The organism is Mycobacterium pseudokansasii (assembly GCF_900566075.1).
GTDB classification, from domain to species: domain Bacteria; phylum Actinomycetota; class Actinomycetes; order Mycobacteriales; family Mycobacteriaceae; genus Mycobacterium; species Mycobacterium pseudokansasii.
Genome location: NZ_UPHU01000001.1, coordinates 5,850,230 through 5,864,578 on the forward strand (window position 1 = coordinate 5,850,230; position 14,349 = coordinate 5,864,578).

Here is a 14,349-nt window from a genome sequence, read left to right on the forward strand (position 1 = left end):
GGGAGCGCACCGAAAGATTGTAAAACAAACTGGCGGTCTGTCGACCACCGATGTCGACAGTACGCGCACCGCGCGATTTCTGTCAACCCCGAGGATGCCCAAGGCATCCGAAGGGTCGGACCTCGGCTCTCGCCGAGTCCTCCCACGAACTTGCTCCGCGTCCTTCCCACCTTCCGGGGCGCGTCGAGCGGGAAGGGTCGCGAGCGAGACCCTTTCAAGGCTCCCGGGCGGTTTCCCTCGGCCCGCCGGGGCCACAAGCTTTCGAGTACTTCAGCGCGGTGTTTTTCTTTTGGCATCTCCTATTCCGCCGCGCTGAGGATGGGCGGCTGGTAACCGCCCCGGAGGCAGCAGCGCTTGAGTGGCCGCTGGCTGCCTAGGAACGGGAGGGGTCCCGTTCCGCCTTGTGGTTGAGCCCCCGGCCGTACTTGCAGCGGCCGGGCGCTCCCCCCTTTCCGAGGAATGACTACACCGTTTCCAGATCGCGGCGTCAGCGGCGCCGCACCGTCGATCGGCCGTCAGTGGCGGCCGGGAAGTAGAGAACCGAAATGCCAAGGCCCCGTTGTGACAAGCCTGGTCACACCCACCGCGACCCGCGCGGACGCTGCGCCACGTGCCAGCGCCAGTTTCGCCGCGACTACGCGGCGGGCTGCAGAGCCGCCTACCGGCAGCTCCGCGAGCGGACCGCGCTAGCGGTCTGAGAACTTCCCCGCAACCGGCGGGGATGCCGCCGACATCATCGGCGGCCCGGCGGGTGCCCAGGAGGCACACAACCGCCCAACCATACGAAAGGTTCAACCATGCCAACTAGAATCAAGGAGCGGATTGACTTCGACTCCGCGCCCGACGCGATGTTCGACTACATCAAAAAGCTACGGGCCGAGAATGCCGCGTGGCGCAAGCGGTTCCGTGCCGCCGCGACCGAGCGGGATGAGCTGAAGGCGGCCATGCGGGCCGCTGGTCTAGATCCTGTCGCAGCGTCTTTCGGCGCTACCGTCCGCGGCCTGCAAGATGGCGAATGAAGCCGGGGGAGCTGGCGCGGTTGCTGGACAAGGACTTTCAGCTGGCCGTCGACGTGGAAAACTCCGAGTTCTGGGAGTATTCGGGCGGCGCATGGCGCCGGGCTGATCGGATCGTCCGCCGACACGTCATCCACTACGCACCGGACCAGGATCGCCTCAGGCAGCTAGTCGAGGATGTCGAGCTGATCACGCTGCCCGCAGTCTTGGAAGAGGCGGGCAAGGTGGTGACACCCGACGAACCCGACCCCCGGTTCATCAACCACCTGGGCGGGCTGTTCGTCGTGGAGACCGGCGAGACGATCCCGCACGATCCCGCGGTGATGTCGTTCTCTCGGGTGCCACTCGTGCCCGAGACCGGCCGAATCAGGATGCCAGTAACGAACGCGTTCCTATCCGAAATAACCTGCGGGGACAAGGATTTAGAGGATTACCTGCTAGATCTGATGGCCGATGCACTCGTGCCAGGGAACCAACGCCAGGCAGCAACGATGCTGGTGGGCGAAGGCCGAAACGGTAAGGGTGCCCTGCTACGTCTCATGGGTCAGATGTTCCGCAAGTGCGACCAGACGACCGAGACATTCCAGTCCATGTCGAGCCGCTTCGGGCCGATCACGTTGTACGGCAGCGCATTTAACTACGATGCCGACATGTCAGCCCGGTACATCTCGGACACGTCCGTGTTCAAAAAGGCCACGGGCGGGGACGTCATGGCGATGGAGCGGAAGTACAAAGGCACGGCGTACGCGAAGGTCTGGGCGTCAATGTGGTGTTCGGTCAACAAGATTCCCCGGTCGGCGGACAGCTCTTACGGGTTCCTGCGTCGGTGGGATGTCGTGGACTTCGACGCCAAGGTGACGCCGGTCCCCGGCTTCGAGGACCAACTTGCCGCCGAGCTTCCCAGCCTGGTCACGTTCCTGATGGACCGAGCGCGCAGACAGCGGGGCAACGTTCGCCGCGCTGGCGCTGGGCTAGAGCGGCTGAATGCTGCGGTCGATCTCGTCAAGGCGTGGATGACCGACGAGGACTCGGGCATGGCCGCGATGAGCGGCACGTGTCCACGGTCGCAGATCTATGGCCGGTTCAAGGCCTGGGCAGAAGATGAAGGCATCCGCCCCGACCGGCTGGCCACGGTCACCAAGTCGGATCTGCAGGCGCGCCTGGCAGCCGCCGGGGTGCCGCTGCACAAGGCACACGGAGGCATCTGGACGTACACGTTCGGAGGTTAGCTGCTGAAGTGTCCCCGCGCCGCCCCCACGGGCGGCCGGAGCACGGCCGGGGCAAAAGACGGGGCAAAAATGGGGCAAAAATGGGGCAAGCAAAACATGCTCTGAACTGGCAGGGGGCAAGCGGGGCATCCCGTTTCGACCTTTTACTAGTGTTGGCGTTTTGGTGTTGGAAAAACGTGCCGTGACCTGGCCTTTTGGCATGGTCTGCTGCGTTTGCCCTGGTCGGAGCGTTTCTGGCCTTGGATGTTGTTTGCTGGAAGAAAACATAGGAGATGCATGGAGCTGAACATGATGGACCAAGCGGCCATAGCCGCCGCCCGCCACGGCGGCGGGCCTGAGGTGGTGCTGAACGTCGGCCACGCCGACATCACCGACCTGTCCACCAACCCGGCCGAGCACCCGCTTGACGGTGCCGTGATCGTACTGGGCTGGGGCCGATGACAGCGGCCGACGACTACGCCGACTACGTCCTGCTGAAAGAGCCGTACGTGGCCGCCATCCGGGCGGCCGGTGCGGTCCCCTGGTGGTTTGACGACGCCGCCACCGCGTCCCACCACAAACCGAGAGGCACGAAATGAGCACCGATGCACCCAACACCCACCCCACACCCGCCGAGCCACCAGCGGCCGACTCTGCCCCGGAAACCAGCACGCCCGAAGGTGGTGCTGCCGATCCCGCCGGGGACGGTGCTAGCCCGCCACAGGCGGGCGACGCTGACCCCAAGTTCCCGCGTGAGCAGCGGTACCGCGTCGAGCGGAACGAGGCCCGCGCCCATATCGAGGCCCTTCAGCTCCGCGAGGTCGAGCGGATCGCGGCCGAGCACCTGGCGCAGCCCGGCGACCTAATGGAGCTGGGCGGGGTCGAACTCGCCGCGTTCGTGGACGACGCCGGGTTCGTGCGCCCCGAGGCCGTCGCCGAGGCGGTCGGCAAGCTCATCGTGTCCCGGCCCGGTCTGGCCAAGAATCCCCGCGTGGCGGCCACCGACCCGACGCAAGGCCGAGGCGGTGGTCCGCTCGCACCCTCGGCGCCGACTTCGTTCGACGGCATGTTCGCCCCCGTCTAGGGCGGGTGGCATCCCCGTTTGGAACCGTAGGCCGGGTTCGATTCCCGGCCGGGGAGCGAGCCCAGGTGTCCACGTCAGTGGCGTGGACGTCCAGCCTGGGATCGAATGCGTCAGTGGCGCAAACTAGTTGGCATTCCGCCGACTGGTAGGTATGGGTCAGTGGCCCGTCCTTGAATCCGGGGCCTCAACCAAAAGGGTTGGGGCCATTGTCGTTTCAAGGAGAAACACACATGTCAGTAACAAACGCCGGTCTGGACCAGGCATTCACTCCTGAGTCCTACGGCAAGCTGGTCGACATCGTCATCGAGACGAACTCGACCGCGTTCAACCCGGCCGTGGCTACCGTGCTGAACATCTCCTCGGAGTCGATCCGTATCCCGCTGCTCACCAGCGACGTGGATTCCGGGTGGTACAACGAGCTGGACAGCATCACGGCCGACGACCCCACCACAGACGAGCTGGTGGTAGCCCCCAAGGGCGTCAAGGCCTACACCCTCGTGTCCAACGAGAGTGTTGCCGACACCGACCCCGCTATCGCGAACCTGATCGGAAATTCGATCGGGCGATCGATCGCGAAGAAGATCGACGCGGCGTTCTTCAGCCTGTCGGCGGTCTCCAAGGGGCCTCAGCTCCCGATGGGCGTCACGGCCTACAGCTACGTTGACATCGCTGTGGCGAGCGCGACTTTCGATCACGTCAAGGACGGTATCAAGCTCGCGAAGGACAACGGTGCTGAGCCGACCGCGGTCATCATCAACCCGTCGGTCGAGGTGACCTGGCGCAAGATCAAGACCGCGACCGGCTACACCAGCTACCTGGTGCAGGACGTGCCGTTGGCCACCGAGCAGCGTGCCGCCGGTTACGCCGGTTTCACGATCAGCGGTGTCCCGGTAATCGTCAACCGAGCGGTTGACGCGCTGACCGCCGCGTGGATCGTTGACGCCACGCAGGTGTTCACCGTTCGACGCCAGGGAACGCAGATCGTGACTGACAAGTCATCCGCGTTCCAGCAGGACGGCACCGCTGTCCGCGGTGTGGCTCGTGTCGACTTCGGCGTGACCAACCCGGCCGGTGTGGTGCGGTTGTTCGACTACGCGTAACCCGCTGCTAGGGAGCGAAGCTCCCGACGCCAACGGGACTCAGCTCCGCTGATGTCCCAGCGGGGTAACACAACTGAATAACTCACCGGGAGGCCCTGGGAAACCGGGGCCTCTTTAGGCACTCCAAGGGGAAGGTGACACATGCCAGAAGAGACACAAGCCGGTACGAGGCCACGAGGCGGCCGACGCGGTCGCACTAGGAACCCTAGCCGCTGCTCTCGCGAGGGGTGCGAGCGCAAGACACCGCCCCGGCACACCAGCGCGGGCACGCGGGCGTACTGCTCGGTACCATGCCGGGCGATGGACGCGGAGCTATACCACGCAAGGAACATCGTTGAGGCGCTGGGTCATTCGGGTCTCACGACCGAATACTGGGCCGCTGTGGTGGCCACCGCGGACGCGTGGGGAGAAGCCCAACGACTAGAGGGTGTACTGCGAGAAGTGGCTGCGAGCGTGGGCATCACGGCCGAGCAGTGGGACTCCATCAGGCGCGGCGGCTAGGCCTAGCACGGTTCCAACGGTCGATAGTCCGGGGCAACCAACCCCGAACGGTTCCGATCACGGCATCCGGCTCGGGCAGGTTGTACCGCCCGAGGGTGTCAGGCTTGACGCCGATCCGCTCGGCTACCTCAGCCCGGCTCAGATACCTCACCGGGCGACGTACGTCGGCGGTCACGATGACCGCCTAGCGGTGCGGCTCAGGTATCGAGTCGGGGCCATCTGGTCACCATAGGCGGGTACGGTAGCCCCACCACGAAGGGACACAGCTCCGCTGGTCCCGAACGACGAACCCCCCGCCGAAGCGGGGGACTGTCGGCTGGCTTGGTCGGTCCTCACACCCAAGGCCCATCAGCGCGAGCTGCAATCCCACGGCGCCGCCTGGGTAGTGGTCCACCGACAGCCGAGCCAGATCCTCGGCTGACATGTCCCAGATGTACCGCCCATCGGGCAGCGTCTCGGGCATCACGTCGGCCAGATGGTCCGCGAGATCATAGGCGGGCCAATCACCCACCAGGACGCTTACGGCGCGGAACTCGTCGCGGTCCATCATCGGTTCACCTTCCGGGAGATCGAGCGTGTCAACTCGATAGCGAGCTGAACCCACAGGGGGGACATGACAACCACCATCATCACGACGGCAGTGGGGGTCATCGTGTGACCGACCCGTCGCCGTGGCGGTAGCCATCGGCGGGCGTCCATGCCGCGCACGGCCACGGTGCCCACAACACACCGCCGTCGTCATAGCAACCGGCTGGCTTGCCTTCGGAGTTCTCGGGGCCGCACACGCGGTTGCCGTCGTCCACACACGACCAACCCGGTTGGTCTTCCATTGGCTCGGCCTGAGCCCGAGCAACGGGCGACAGCACAGCAGTGGATGTGATTGCGAGAGCCGCAATTACGCGGCGGATGTTCGTTGTCATGTTCGCGACGCTACACGCTCAGCGTGTATCTGTCTACACGGCCAGCGTGTACCGCGTTCGGCCCTGCCGGGGGTGGGATGCACTGGGGCACTGGGCTAGTGGGAGTAGGCCCTGCCCTGCCCCCTCGGGGGGTGGCTGCCCTCGCCCCTGCCCTGGGGTATGGGCAGGCAGGGGCACAGGCAGGTATGGGGTGGGCACTCCCTCGGGTGGGCAGGCCCCTGGCACCGAGAGGGCTTGGGGCGCACGGGCATAGGGCACACCGGCCCCCTGGGTAGGCGCATGGGGGTGGCGTGGGCCTGCCCCGCGGGGCAGGCAGGCCCCCAGGGGGAGCACCCTGCCCGCGCCCGTTTGACCGTGGGGTTATGCGCCCCTGCCTGGCTGTGCGGGCAGAGCTGTTTTTGCCAGGCAAAACAAGACAAGACGCTGGTCAGCGGGCCAGCGTGACACAACGAAAGGGGGCCAAAAATGGCTCAAAGCGAGCCAGAAGAGGCCCAAAACACGCCGCCGAGGCCGCCAACGGGCCTACGCGCCCGAGGCAAGCGGCTGTGGCGTGAGCTGCACGAGTCGGCGGAGTTCGACCATGCGCCGGAGACGGTGCTGGTGATCGAGGAGGCATGTTTCCTGGCCGATGAGGTGGACCGGCTTCGCCGGATCGTCCGGGCAGCGGGGGCAGATACCCGCGTGCTCGGTTACAACAAACAGATCACGTCGATGCCGGAGGTTGACGACCTCCGCAAGACGCAGGCGTTGCTGCTGTCGATGCTGAAGTCGATACGGCTGGACGACGAGATGATGACGGCGTCTGACTTCGGGCGCCGCGGAGCAGAAGGGCGATGGAGATGAGACCTGGGAGACGGCGCAAGCCGACCAACTCGGCTGCGGCTGGCCCCCCTGCGGCCGAGCTGTTCCGGCGAGCGCTGCTCGCCAACCCACCAAGCGAGCACCCGGTGTTCGGGGGCCAGAGAAGCTGGTCCCCAACAGATCCCGCGTACGCCGAACTTCGGAGCGCCCTTCGGAGCGCCATAGTGAAAGCCAGCGGGGGATGACTCCCCAACGTGCACCGGGACGCCCAGCGTCCCACGGTTGGGGATCATCTGACCGACGTCGGCGGTTGCCTCTTGATTGGCACAAGATCCGGCTGCGGATTTTGCAGCGGGACAACTACCAGTGCCAGATCCGCGGCCCGCGGTGTCTGGGCAAGGCCACCGACGTAGACCACGTCCGCCGCGGTGATGACCACCGGGACGCGAACCTTCAGGCCGCCTGTGGGCCTTGCCATGCGAGCAAGACATCGCGTGAGCTTCTGGCCGTACAGCGCCGGATGCGTGAGCAGCGCAAGCGCCCGCCGGAGCGGCACCCAGGGACGCGCAGCTAGGCGTCAACCACTTCGACGCGGCCTAGCCGGTCAGTCAGCCGGTACTTGCCGTCTCCCAGGTACTCCGCGCCTGCGATGCCCGCTTCGGTCATCTTGTCGAACACCTGCCGCCACCCAGCGGCAGCCCCTGCCGGGTTGAGCTGCTGGGTCATCGTGTCGAGGTCCCCGAGATCGAGCTGGTAGCCACCGTCGAACACGAGCCGCACACCAGCCTCCCGTAGCCACACGTTCCGGCCCTGCACATCCTGAGCGGCCCACCAGTCGCCGAACTTCTCGCCGGTAGGCTCCCAGACCCAACCGGCGGGCCGAACGACGTTCCGCGACAACTCAGCCTGCCGCTGAGCCAACAGGTTGATCCGGTCGTTGAGCCGCTGCCGCTGAGGCGTTCCCGGCCGAAACGCCGGGGTGCCGAGCTGGCCCGCGAGGTCGGCCAGCTCCGCGTCAACGTCGGCCAACTCAGCAGAGTGGTCGTCGCCTGCGTCCCACCGTCTCGATAGCCGCTCGGATTCCCCAAGCAGCCCGACGATGGTCGATTCGACAAGCCGATCGGCGGCCGACGCCACGCACGACGGACCGCCGCACCCAGCGCGGTATTGAGCGCTGGCACAGCGGTATCGGTACTGGCGGCCTTTGCCGCCTTTGAGGCTGTACATCTTCTGACCGCACCCGCAGAAGATGACCCCGAGTAGCAGTGCCCGGGTCCGCTTGGTGGGCTCTTTGCGGTTCTCGCGTGCCGACAGCTCGGCCACGACGCGGTCGAATTCCTCGCGGGTGAGGATCGGTTCGGCCCGGACGACGGGCGCGCCGTCGACCCGCACGGGTTCATTGCCCGACATCGCGTAGCCGAGCAGCGCAGGCGATGTCAACGACGCTTTGAGCCTCCCGGATGACCACCCGTAGCCGCGCAGATCGCGGCCCCGGCTGGCTGCGAAAACATCACGCGGGGTAGGAATCCCGCGCTCGGTCAAGTCGTGAGCGACCGCCCGCAGCGGCTCGCGATCATCGAGCACCCGTCGGACGACTTCGCGGATGACGTTGGCCTGGTTGGGGTCTGGGATGAGCCGCCACTCCCCGGTCGACTTGTCGGGCAGGTATCCCCACGGCGGTACGCCGCCCCGGTACTTCCCGGCCCGGATGTTGTGCTGTGCCGCTGATCGGTTCCGCTCCGAGATGGCCGCCAGCTCCATCTCGGCCACCTTGGCCACCAGCAGCGCGATGATGTCCCCGAAAGGTGCTGTCAGGTCCAGGAAAGCCTCGGATGCGCTGACCAGCGCGACGGAATGCTCCTGACACCAACGGATTAGGTCCGCCAGGTCCAGCAACCGGCGGACGATTCGGTCCATCCGAGAGACCACCAACACGTCGAATTCACCTAGCCGGTTGGTGAGCCAATCGCCCAGCTGCGGCCGGTCGAACGGGGAGGTCTTCCCAGCCGACACGTCCAAGTCCTGTGCTACGCCAACGACTTCGTAGGAGCGCTGGGTGCAGAGGTCCCGGCATGTTTCGAGCTGGCGTTCTGGCGCGGTCGTCGCGTCGGTGACCCGCGACAGCCGCACCACGATCAGCGCTCGCATCACGTCACCCTCGCCCAGGTCTGCCAGGCGCGCTCCACCCCGCGCAGAACCCCCGCCGAAGCGGGGGCCTCCGTCTTGCCGGTCACGCTGCCGACCTAATCGACCTGATCGACCAGACCGCCGGGGCTGGGCTTTCCAGCCTCACCACCGGCAGCCGTGCAGCCGCCTCCCCGGTGGGATCTGCGTATTCCGGCGGCCACCAGATCCGCTCGCAGAACCACCGGGCTGCCGTCCAGATCCCCTCCGCCTCAACCGGATCGGGGAAACTGGGCTGCTGATACCAGGACGACGCTCTCAGCCCGCCTGTGACGATCTGGGACAGGTCTACGAGTACATCCGTTGGTACCCTGGGGTGTAGGTACCGGGGCTTTCCCGCCTTGCGCTGTTTGCGACGGTAGTGGCGGGCGTCGTCTCGGCGCCCTGCCTCTTCGGTGCAATCGCCGGGGTGATACCTCCGCTTGGAGTTGTTCACCGCCTCCCACGAGCATCCGTTGCACCGGCATCCGCCCCACGGCTCGAATTCGCAAGGCCTGCGCTTACCGGACCGGGGGAGGTCGTCCCTGCCGCAGATCTCGCAGCGGGTGTGGGCTGCGGACCACTTCGCCCACCGGGCCACCTGCCAGTACCCCGGCCGCATCGTGACCGGCTCACCGTCCGGGGCTCGACCTCCGTCGTGAGTCGGATCGACCCGGCGAACGCGGTGGACGACGTCGTTGTCGTCCCCGTCGTCGTCGTAGCCGTCTGGGTCTACCTTCCGGCCGCCCTCGTATCGGACAGCATCCCGCCCGTCCCACGTCCTGCCCGGCCCGTGCGGGTCGGTCCACACTTGGCCGCGGTCGTCGGACTTCAGCTTGTCGAGCAGCGGGCGGAGGATCGGCTTGCCTTGGTCGTCCAGCTTGCCGACATCCCGGTTGAGCGCGGGATACCAGCCCGGTGCGTACGGGTCGTCGGAGTGATATTCCTTGCCGGAGTAGGACTCTCGCCTGGGCGGCGGGTGGATCTCGTCCGCCCACGATGGCGTCTCGTTGACCGCGTCATAGTCCATCAGGTGCCAGCACTTCGCCTGCCGGTTCTGGCCCTTCGGATAGACGATCCGCGCGGCTACCGCCTCCGGCAGCGGTATCCACGGCTGGCTGGCGAACTCACCAACCCCGCCGACCTTGGCGTACCACCCAGCCGCCTCCTCGTCGGTGAGCGGCGGCCCCGCCTTGGCCGCCGTGCTCTCCGTCAACGCCGACCAGTCGGCCGGTTTCCGCTTCACCGGCTCGCCCATGATGCGGGCGAGCATCTCGGCGGGAGACCCGTCGTCAGCCCCGAGGACGCGCGAGGCATCCAAGGGTCGGACCCCGGTCGTCACAGCTCGGCCTCGCCTATCGGCACGATGTCAGGGTGGGGGCTCGCGATGAACCCGCATTCGCAATCGGCGACGTGTCTGACCATGTCGACGCCACCCATGTCACGGGGCAGGAGAGTGTCGCTCAACCAGCCGATCCCGCCCAGCACCCAGCGGTCTGGCGTGCAGCGCGGGTCCTCGGTCCCAGGAATCACCAGCAGCATCCCGTCATTGACCAACATCGAGATGTACGTCTCCGGCGGTACCCCACACTCGTCGGCGGCGGCGGCGGCTATCGGGATAAACTCGTCGTCCATCGGCAAATCCTATCTTGGTGTTAAACCCGTCGAGTCGAGTATTCGACGGTAGACATGCCGGACTCGTCGGTCACCAGCAGCGCCATGCGTGCCGCGATCACCTGAAATATGTTGGCCACCACTGTGTTCCTTTCGTTTCGACTTCACATCAGACCCGAGTCAAGTACTTTTCCCGCCAACCCGGCCACCACGGGGACAAGGCCCAGGCACACGAACGCCGGCAGAAAGCACAGCCCCAGTGGACCGGCGATCAGCACCCCGGCGCGTTGGGCGGCGGCGGTGGCCGCATGTGCGGCGTCGTGGCGGGACTGCGCGGCCAGTGCGGCAACACCGTCGGCCAGCGCGGCACCCGAGGACGCCGAACGCCGCGCCAGCCGCAGCAGCGCATCGAGATGCGCGTCGGCGGAGCCGGGCGGCAAGTCCGGCGGTAGCGACCAGGCGACCGACGGGTCGGCCCCTAACGTCAACAAGTCGGCGGCGCGGGACAACAGCTGCGCCAGTCGCGGCGGTGCCGAGGGGGCCGTCGCCGCCGCGGCGGCCGACACCGCCATGCCCGCGGCCAGGCACACCGCCAGCACATCCAGGCTGGACGAGAAGGCCAGCGGATCCCGGTCTTGCGCCGGCCGCGGCCGCATCCGAGGCGCGCGAGACGGCATCCCCACGCGCGCCCGAACGACCGTCGGGCCGACTCCGGCCAACAACGCCGCGGCCAGCAACACTGCCGCGGTACTCATGGCGCCACTCGATCGGTAATCCGGTCCGACCACAACAGTCCCGCGCAGACCAGCGCAACACCAACCACCAACAGCCATCCGCCCGCATGCCCATTCAGCATGAAGCTCACCGGTCGCGCCCCGATCAGCTGACCGAGCAACACCCCGAGCAGGGGCAGTCCCGACAGAATATTCGCGGTGGCGCGCGCACCGGCCAACCCCGATGCCACGCTTGACGAAAAACGTTGCCGCTCAACAATTTCGCGTTGGGCAGCGCGCATCAAGGTGGCGACAGCCAAGCCATGATCGCTGGCCAGTTGCCAGTACCCGGCGAGTCGCTCCCAGTGCGTGGGCAGAGCCGACATCCGGGCTGCCGCGCGCAAGCCGCCCGTGACGTCCGCACCCAGTCGAGCGCGCGCCGCCACGGCGCGCATTGATGCGGCAACCACACCATCGGTTTCGTCGGCGGCGGTGCCGAACGCCCGCACCGGATGGATGCCCACCCGCAATTCGCCGACCAGCACATCCAGAGCTGATTCCAACGACTTCGCTTCCCAGGTGCCGCGCCGACCGCGACGTCGTCGGCGGTAACGCAGGGTCGCCGTGGCGCCCACCACCGCGACAGCCAGCACGGTCGTCAACGGCAACACCACGACGGCGCCCACAACGACACCGCCTCCGACCCCGAGAACCCAGCGTGCTCGCAGCGGATCTTGTCGACGGTGGGGACGAAAGATCTGCCACCGCCGCGGCGATGACGGCGCAACCACAAGCGCCGAAGCCAACGCCAGCGACGCCACCGCGAGGCCGTTCATGCTGCCATCCGGCTTTCTAACAAGCTGCGCAAATCGGCTGCGCCGTCGGCCATTCCGTATTCGACATGCCATGCCGGCACCGCCTGCACCAGGCCGCTGTCGGTTCGGCGCAGTATGGCGATCTCACTCAGCCGGCGTCGACCCGCCTGATCGCGCGTGACGTGCAGCAGCACCTGGACGGCGGCGGCCAGCTGGCTGTGCAACGCGACACGGTCCAGGCCGCCGAGCGCGCCCAACGCCTCCAACCGGGTGGGAACCTCGCCGGGGTTGTTGGCATGCACGGTGCCCGCACCTCCGTCGTGGCCGGTGTTCAAGGCGGCCAGCAGGTCCACCACCTCGGCTCCCCTGACCTCGCCGACGACGATGCGGTCGGGCCGCATCCGAAGTGCCTGCCGGACGAGCTGGCGCATCGTGACCTCACCGGCACCTTCGACGTTCGCGCATCGGGCCACGAGCTTGACCAGGTGCGGATGCCGGGGAGCCAGCTCGGCGGCGTCTTCGACACAGACGATCCGCTCGGCGCCGGAGACGGCGCCCAGCATGGCAGCCAGCAGTGTTGTTTTGCCGGCGCCGGTGCCCCCAGACACCAGGAACGCCAAGCGTGCGGCGATGATCTCGGCGACCAGGTCGGCGGCGTGCGGCGATATCGCGCCTGCGGCGGCCAGCGCCGTCAGGTCTTGCGTCGTGGGCCGCAGCACCCGCAGCGACAAGCAGGTGCCCTCGGCTGCCACAGGCGGTAACACCGCGTGCAGGCGTAGCGTCAACCCGGCGGCGCCGATCCCGCTCAGCTGCCCGTCAACCCATGGTTGCGCGTCGTCGAGCCGCCGACCCGCGGCCAGCGCCAGCCGTTGCGCCAATCGCCGTACCGCCGCCTCGTCGGTGAACCGAATCTCACTGCGCCGCAGACCGTTTCCATCGTCAACCCACACCGCGTCGGGCGCCGTGACCAGGACATCGGTGGTGCCGTCGGCGCACACCAGGGGCTCGAGAATGCCGGCACCGGTCAGTTCGGTCTGCAGCACTCGAAGGTTGGCGAGCACCTCGGTGTCGCCGAGCATCCCGCCGGATTCGGCGCGGATCGCCGCGGCCACCACGTTGGGACGTAGCGGCGCAGACTCGGTGGCCAGCCGCTCGCGGACCCGTTCGATCAGTGATCCGGTCACGCGGCCCTGCCGTTCAGCCCGCCCTGCGGATGCCCTAACGCCGCCAGGACCCGCCGCGCCGCCGCGGCCAGCGCCGATCGCTGTCGCAACCGAAGGCCACCGTGTTCCAATTGCCCGGCGAGGCGCGGCTGGGCTCTCATCGACGCCAGCAGGGGGACGCCGGCGATGTCGGCGACCTCCGCTGCTCGCAATCCACCGGGTGACGGCCCGCGCACGACCAGCCCCAGGTTGGGGTTGATCGCGGTCAGCACCGGAACGATCGCGGCGGTGGCCGCGCAGGCCCGGACATCGCTGGGGCAGACGAGGACGACGAGGTCGGCGGAGTCCAATGCGGCGTGGCTCGCGTCGGTCATCCGCCGGGGCAGATCGCAGGCCACGGTGACTCCGCCGCGCCGGCCGGCGTCGATGACCGCTTCCACCGGTGCGGCGTCCAACTCGCAACCGCGCCGGGTGCCCGAGAGCATGCTGATCCCCCGGTGTCGCGGCAAGGCCTCGTATACGGCCGGCCAATTCAGCCGGCCACCCTGTAAAGCCAGGTCGGGCCAGCGCACACCAGGTGCTGATTCACCGCCGACCAGCAGATCGATGCCGCCTCCCCACGGATCGAGGTCCACCAGCAGCGCCTGGGCGGCACTGTGGGCCAAGGCGACCGCGAACAGGGAGGCCCCGGCACCCCCACAGCCTCCGATGACGGCGACGACTTTCCCGCGGATGCCCTCGTCGCGCGCCGATGCGGCGGCGTCGGCGAGTTCCCGGATCAGTTCGTGTTCTTGCTCGGGCATCCGCAGCACCCGCTCGGCGCCCACGGCGATGGCCGCCGCCCAGGTCGCCGTGACAGGTTCACCGCCCGCCAGCACCGAGACGTGGGCACGCCGGGGCAGGGCAATCCGGCCGGAACGCTCGGCCGCCGCTTGGTCGAGTACCACTGCGGCCGCCGCGGACCAAGTCTTTCTGGTCACCGAACGCTGCCCGCCGTGAACGACCCGCACACCCACGGCCGCGGCGATCCGGTCCAACTCGTCGCGCAGTTGCCCGGCGGTCAACATCGCCAACACTCCGGGACCAAGGGATTGGGTCACTCCCCCACCCTGCGGGGCCGCCGGTGTTGGACACCAGTCCCACAGTGCAATCTGTGGATAGAGACACAGCTGTGCACAATTACGCTGGCCGCCGGCTCACATCGGACTCGGACACCGGCCTTCGCGAAGATCTCCGCAACGTCAAGCGAGC

General features: G+C 67.4%; 17 protein-coding genes. 8 read left to right on the forward strand and 9 right to left on the reverse strand.

The window, feature by feature from the left end; genetic code table 11:
• The first annotated feature begins 797 nt into the window (after positions 1-797).
• From EET10_RS29365 to EET10_RS26455, 7 genes are all read left to right on the forward strand, one after another.
• On the forward strand, positions 798-1,019 hold the full coding sequence (locus tag EET10_RS29365) for a hypothetical protein (RefSeq protein WP_136624768.1): 222 nt from the start codon (positions 798-800) through the stop codon (positions 1,017-1,019).
• Positions 1,016-2,245 (forward strand): DNA primase family protein, encoded by a 1,230-nt coding sequence (locus EET10_RS26440; protein WP_122502634.1) that lies wholly within the window; start codon positions 1,016-1,018, stop codon positions 2,243-2,245. Before EET10_RS29365 ends, EET10_RS26440 begins: the two co-directional genes overlap by 4 nt.
• A gap of 276 nt (positions 2,246-2,521) precedes the next feature.
• Positions 2,522-2,686, forward strand: coding sequence for a hypothetical protein (locus EET10_RS29870; protein ID WP_167480230.1), 165 nt, complete (start codon positions 2,522-2,524; stop codon positions 2,684-2,686).
• Positions 2,683-2,823 carry a hypothetical protein gene (locus EET10_RS29875; protein WP_167480231.1) on the forward strand — a complete coding sequence of 47 codons (141 nt, stop codon included), beginning with the start codon at positions 2,683-2,685 and terminating at the stop codon, positions 2,821-2,823. The genes EET10_RS29870 and EET10_RS29875 overlap by 4 nt, the downstream gene beginning before the upstream one ends.
• Positions 2,820-3,308 (forward strand): hypothetical protein, encoded by a 489-nt coding sequence (locus EET10_RS26445; protein WP_122502635.1) that lies wholly within the window; start codon positions 2,820-2,822, stop codon positions 3,306-3,308. Before EET10_RS29875 ends, EET10_RS26445 begins: the two co-directional genes overlap by 4 nt.
• Before the next feature lie 230 nt (positions 3,309-3,538).
• Positions 3,539-4,408 carry a phage major capsid protein gene (locus EET10_RS26450; protein WP_122502636.1) on the forward strand — a complete coding sequence of 290 codons (870 nt, stop codon included), beginning with the start codon at positions 3,539-3,541 and terminating at the stop codon, positions 4,406-4,408.
• A gap of 300 nt (positions 4,409-4,708) precedes the next feature.
• Positions 4,709-4,909, forward strand: coding sequence for a hypothetical protein (locus EET10_RS26455; protein ID WP_122502637.1), 201 nt, complete (start codon positions 4,709-4,711; stop codon positions 4,907-4,909).
• 223 nt (positions 4,910-5,132) lie between these two features.
• Here EET10_RS26455 and EET10_RS26465 read toward each other — a convergent pair whose 3' ends face one another.
• Positions 5,133-5,459, reverse strand: coding sequence for a hypothetical protein (locus EET10_RS26465; RefSeq protein ID WP_122502639.1), 327 nt, complete (start codon positions 5,457-5,459; stop codon positions 5,133-5,135).
• Between the two features lie 835 nt (positions 5,460-6,294).
• Between EET10_RS26465 and EET10_RS26475 the strand changes: the two genes are divergently transcribed.
• Complete coding sequence (locus EET10_RS26475) at positions 6,295-6,672, forward strand: hypothetical protein (RefSeq protein WP_122502641.1); 378 nt, start codon at positions 6,295-6,297, stop codon at positions 6,670-6,672.
• A gap of 247 nt (positions 6,673-6,919) precedes the next feature.
• On the opposite strand, the gene EET10_RS30350 is transcribed toward EET10_RS26475, so the two are convergent.
• The 8 genes from EET10_RS30350 to ssd form a co-directional block, all read right to left on the reverse strand.
• Positions 6,920-7,108, reverse strand: coding sequence for a hypothetical protein (locus tag EET10_RS30350; protein WP_218028491.1), 189 nt, complete (start codon positions 7,106-7,108; stop codon positions 6,920-6,922).
• Between the two features lie 92 nt (positions 7,109-7,200).
• Positions 7,201-8,778 carry a recombinase family protein gene (locus tag EET10_RS26485; RefSeq protein ID WP_122502643.1) on the reverse strand — a complete coding sequence of 526 codons (1,578 nt, stop codon included), beginning with the start codon at positions 8,776-8,778 and terminating at the stop codon, positions 7,201-7,203.
• 82 nt (positions 8,779-8,860) lie between these two features.
• Positions 8,861-10,114 carry a hypothetical protein gene (locus EET10_RS26490; RefSeq protein WP_136624769.1) on the reverse strand — a complete coding sequence of 418 codons (1,254 nt, stop codon included), beginning with the start codon at positions 10,112-10,114 and terminating at the stop codon, positions 8,861-8,863.
• Positions 10,115-10,131: 17 nt separating this feature from the next.
• Positions 10,132-10,428 carry a hypothetical protein gene (locus EET10_RS26495; protein ID WP_122502645.1) on the reverse strand — a complete coding sequence of 99 codons (297 nt, stop codon included), beginning with the start codon at positions 10,426-10,428 and terminating at the stop codon, positions 10,132-10,134.
• A gap of 143 nt (positions 10,429-10,571) precedes the next feature.
• On the reverse strand, positions 10,572-11,162 hold the full coding sequence (locus tag EET10_RS26500; protein WP_063467210.1) for a type II secretion system F family protein: 591 nt from the start codon (positions 11,160-11,162) through the stop codon (positions 10,572-10,574).
• Entirely contained in the window at positions 11,159-11,956 is a 798-nt protein-coding gene (locus EET10_RS26505) for a type II secretion system F family protein (protein ID WP_063467209.1), read from the reverse strand. Before EET10_RS26505 ends, EET10_RS26500 begins: the two co-directional genes overlap by 4 nt.
• Entirely contained in the window at positions 11,953-13,119 is a 1,167-nt protein-coding gene (locus EET10_RS26510; protein ID WP_036405738.1) for a TadA family conjugal transfer-associated ATPase, read from the reverse strand. Before EET10_RS26510 ends, EET10_RS26505 begins: the two co-directional genes overlap by 4 nt.
• On the reverse strand, positions 13,116-14,165 hold the full coding sequence (gene ssd / locus EET10_RS26515; protein WP_036405740.1) for a septum site-determining protein Ssd: 1,050 nt from the start codon (positions 14,163-14,165) through the stop codon (positions 13,116-13,118). Before ssd ends, EET10_RS26510 begins: the two co-directional genes overlap by 4 nt.
• Between the last annotated feature and the right edge of the window lie 184 nt (positions 14,166-14,349).

Bases quoted from the DNA above. Each gene is read 5' to 3' on its own strand.
- EET10_RS29365 (WP_136624768.1), top strand. From the start codon at position 798: ATGCCAACTAGAATCAAGGAGCGGATTGACTTCGACTCCGCGCCCGAC.
- EET10_RS26440 (WP_122502634.1), top strand. From the start codon at position 1,016: ATGAAGCCGGGGGAGCTGGCGCGGTTGCTGGACAAGGACTTTCAGCTG.
- EET10_RS29870 (WP_167480230.1), top strand. From the start codon at position 2,522: ATGGAGCTGAACATGATGGACCAAGCGGCCATAGCCGCCGCCCGCCAC.
- EET10_RS29875 (WP_167480231.1), top strand. From the start codon at position 2,683: ATGACAGCGGCCGACGACTACGCCGACTACGTCCTGCTGAAAGAGCCG.
- EET10_RS26445 (WP_122502635.1), top strand. From the start codon at position 2,820: ATGAGCACCGATGCACCCAACACCCACCCCACACCCGCCGAGCCACCA.
- EET10_RS26450 (WP_122502636.1), top strand. From the start codon at position 3,539: ATGTCAGTAACAAACGCCGGTCTGGACCAGGCATTCACTCCTGAGTCC.
- EET10_RS26455 (WP_122502637.1), top strand. From the start codon at position 4,709: ATGGACGCGGAGCTATACCACGCAAGGAACATCGTTGAGGCGCTGGGT.
- EET10_RS26465 (WP_122502639.1), bottom strand. From the start codon at position 5,459: ATGATGGACCGCGACGAGTTCCGCGCCGTAAGCGTCCTGGTGGGTGAT.
- EET10_RS26475 (WP_122502641.1), top strand. From the start codon at position 6,295: ATGGCTCAAAGCGAGCCAGAAGAGGCCCAAAACACGCCGCCGAGGCCG.
- EET10_RS30350 (WP_218028491.1), bottom strand. From the start codon at position 7,108: ATGGCAAGGCCCACAGGCGGCCTGAAGGTTCGCGTCCCGGTGGTCATC.
- EET10_RS26485 (WP_122502643.1), bottom strand. From the start codon at position 8,778: ATGCGAGCGCTGATCGTGGTGCGGCTGTCGCGGGTCACCGACGCGACG.
- EET10_RS26495 (WP_122502645.1), bottom strand. From the start codon at position 10,428: ATGGACGACGAGTTTATCCCGATAGCCGCCGCCGCCGCCGACGAGTGT.
- EET10_RS26500 (WP_063467210.1), bottom strand. From the start codon at position 11,162: ATGAGTACCGCGGCAGTGTTGCTGGCCGCGGCGTTGTTGGCCGGAGTC.
- EET10_RS26505 (WP_063467209.1), bottom strand. From the start codon at position 11,956: ATGAACGGCCTCGCGGTGGCGTCGCTGGCGTTGGCTTCGGCGCTTGTG.
- ssd (WP_036405740.1), bottom strand. From the start codon at position 14,165: ATGTTGACCGCCGGGCAACTGCGCGACGAGTTGGACCGGATCGCCGCG.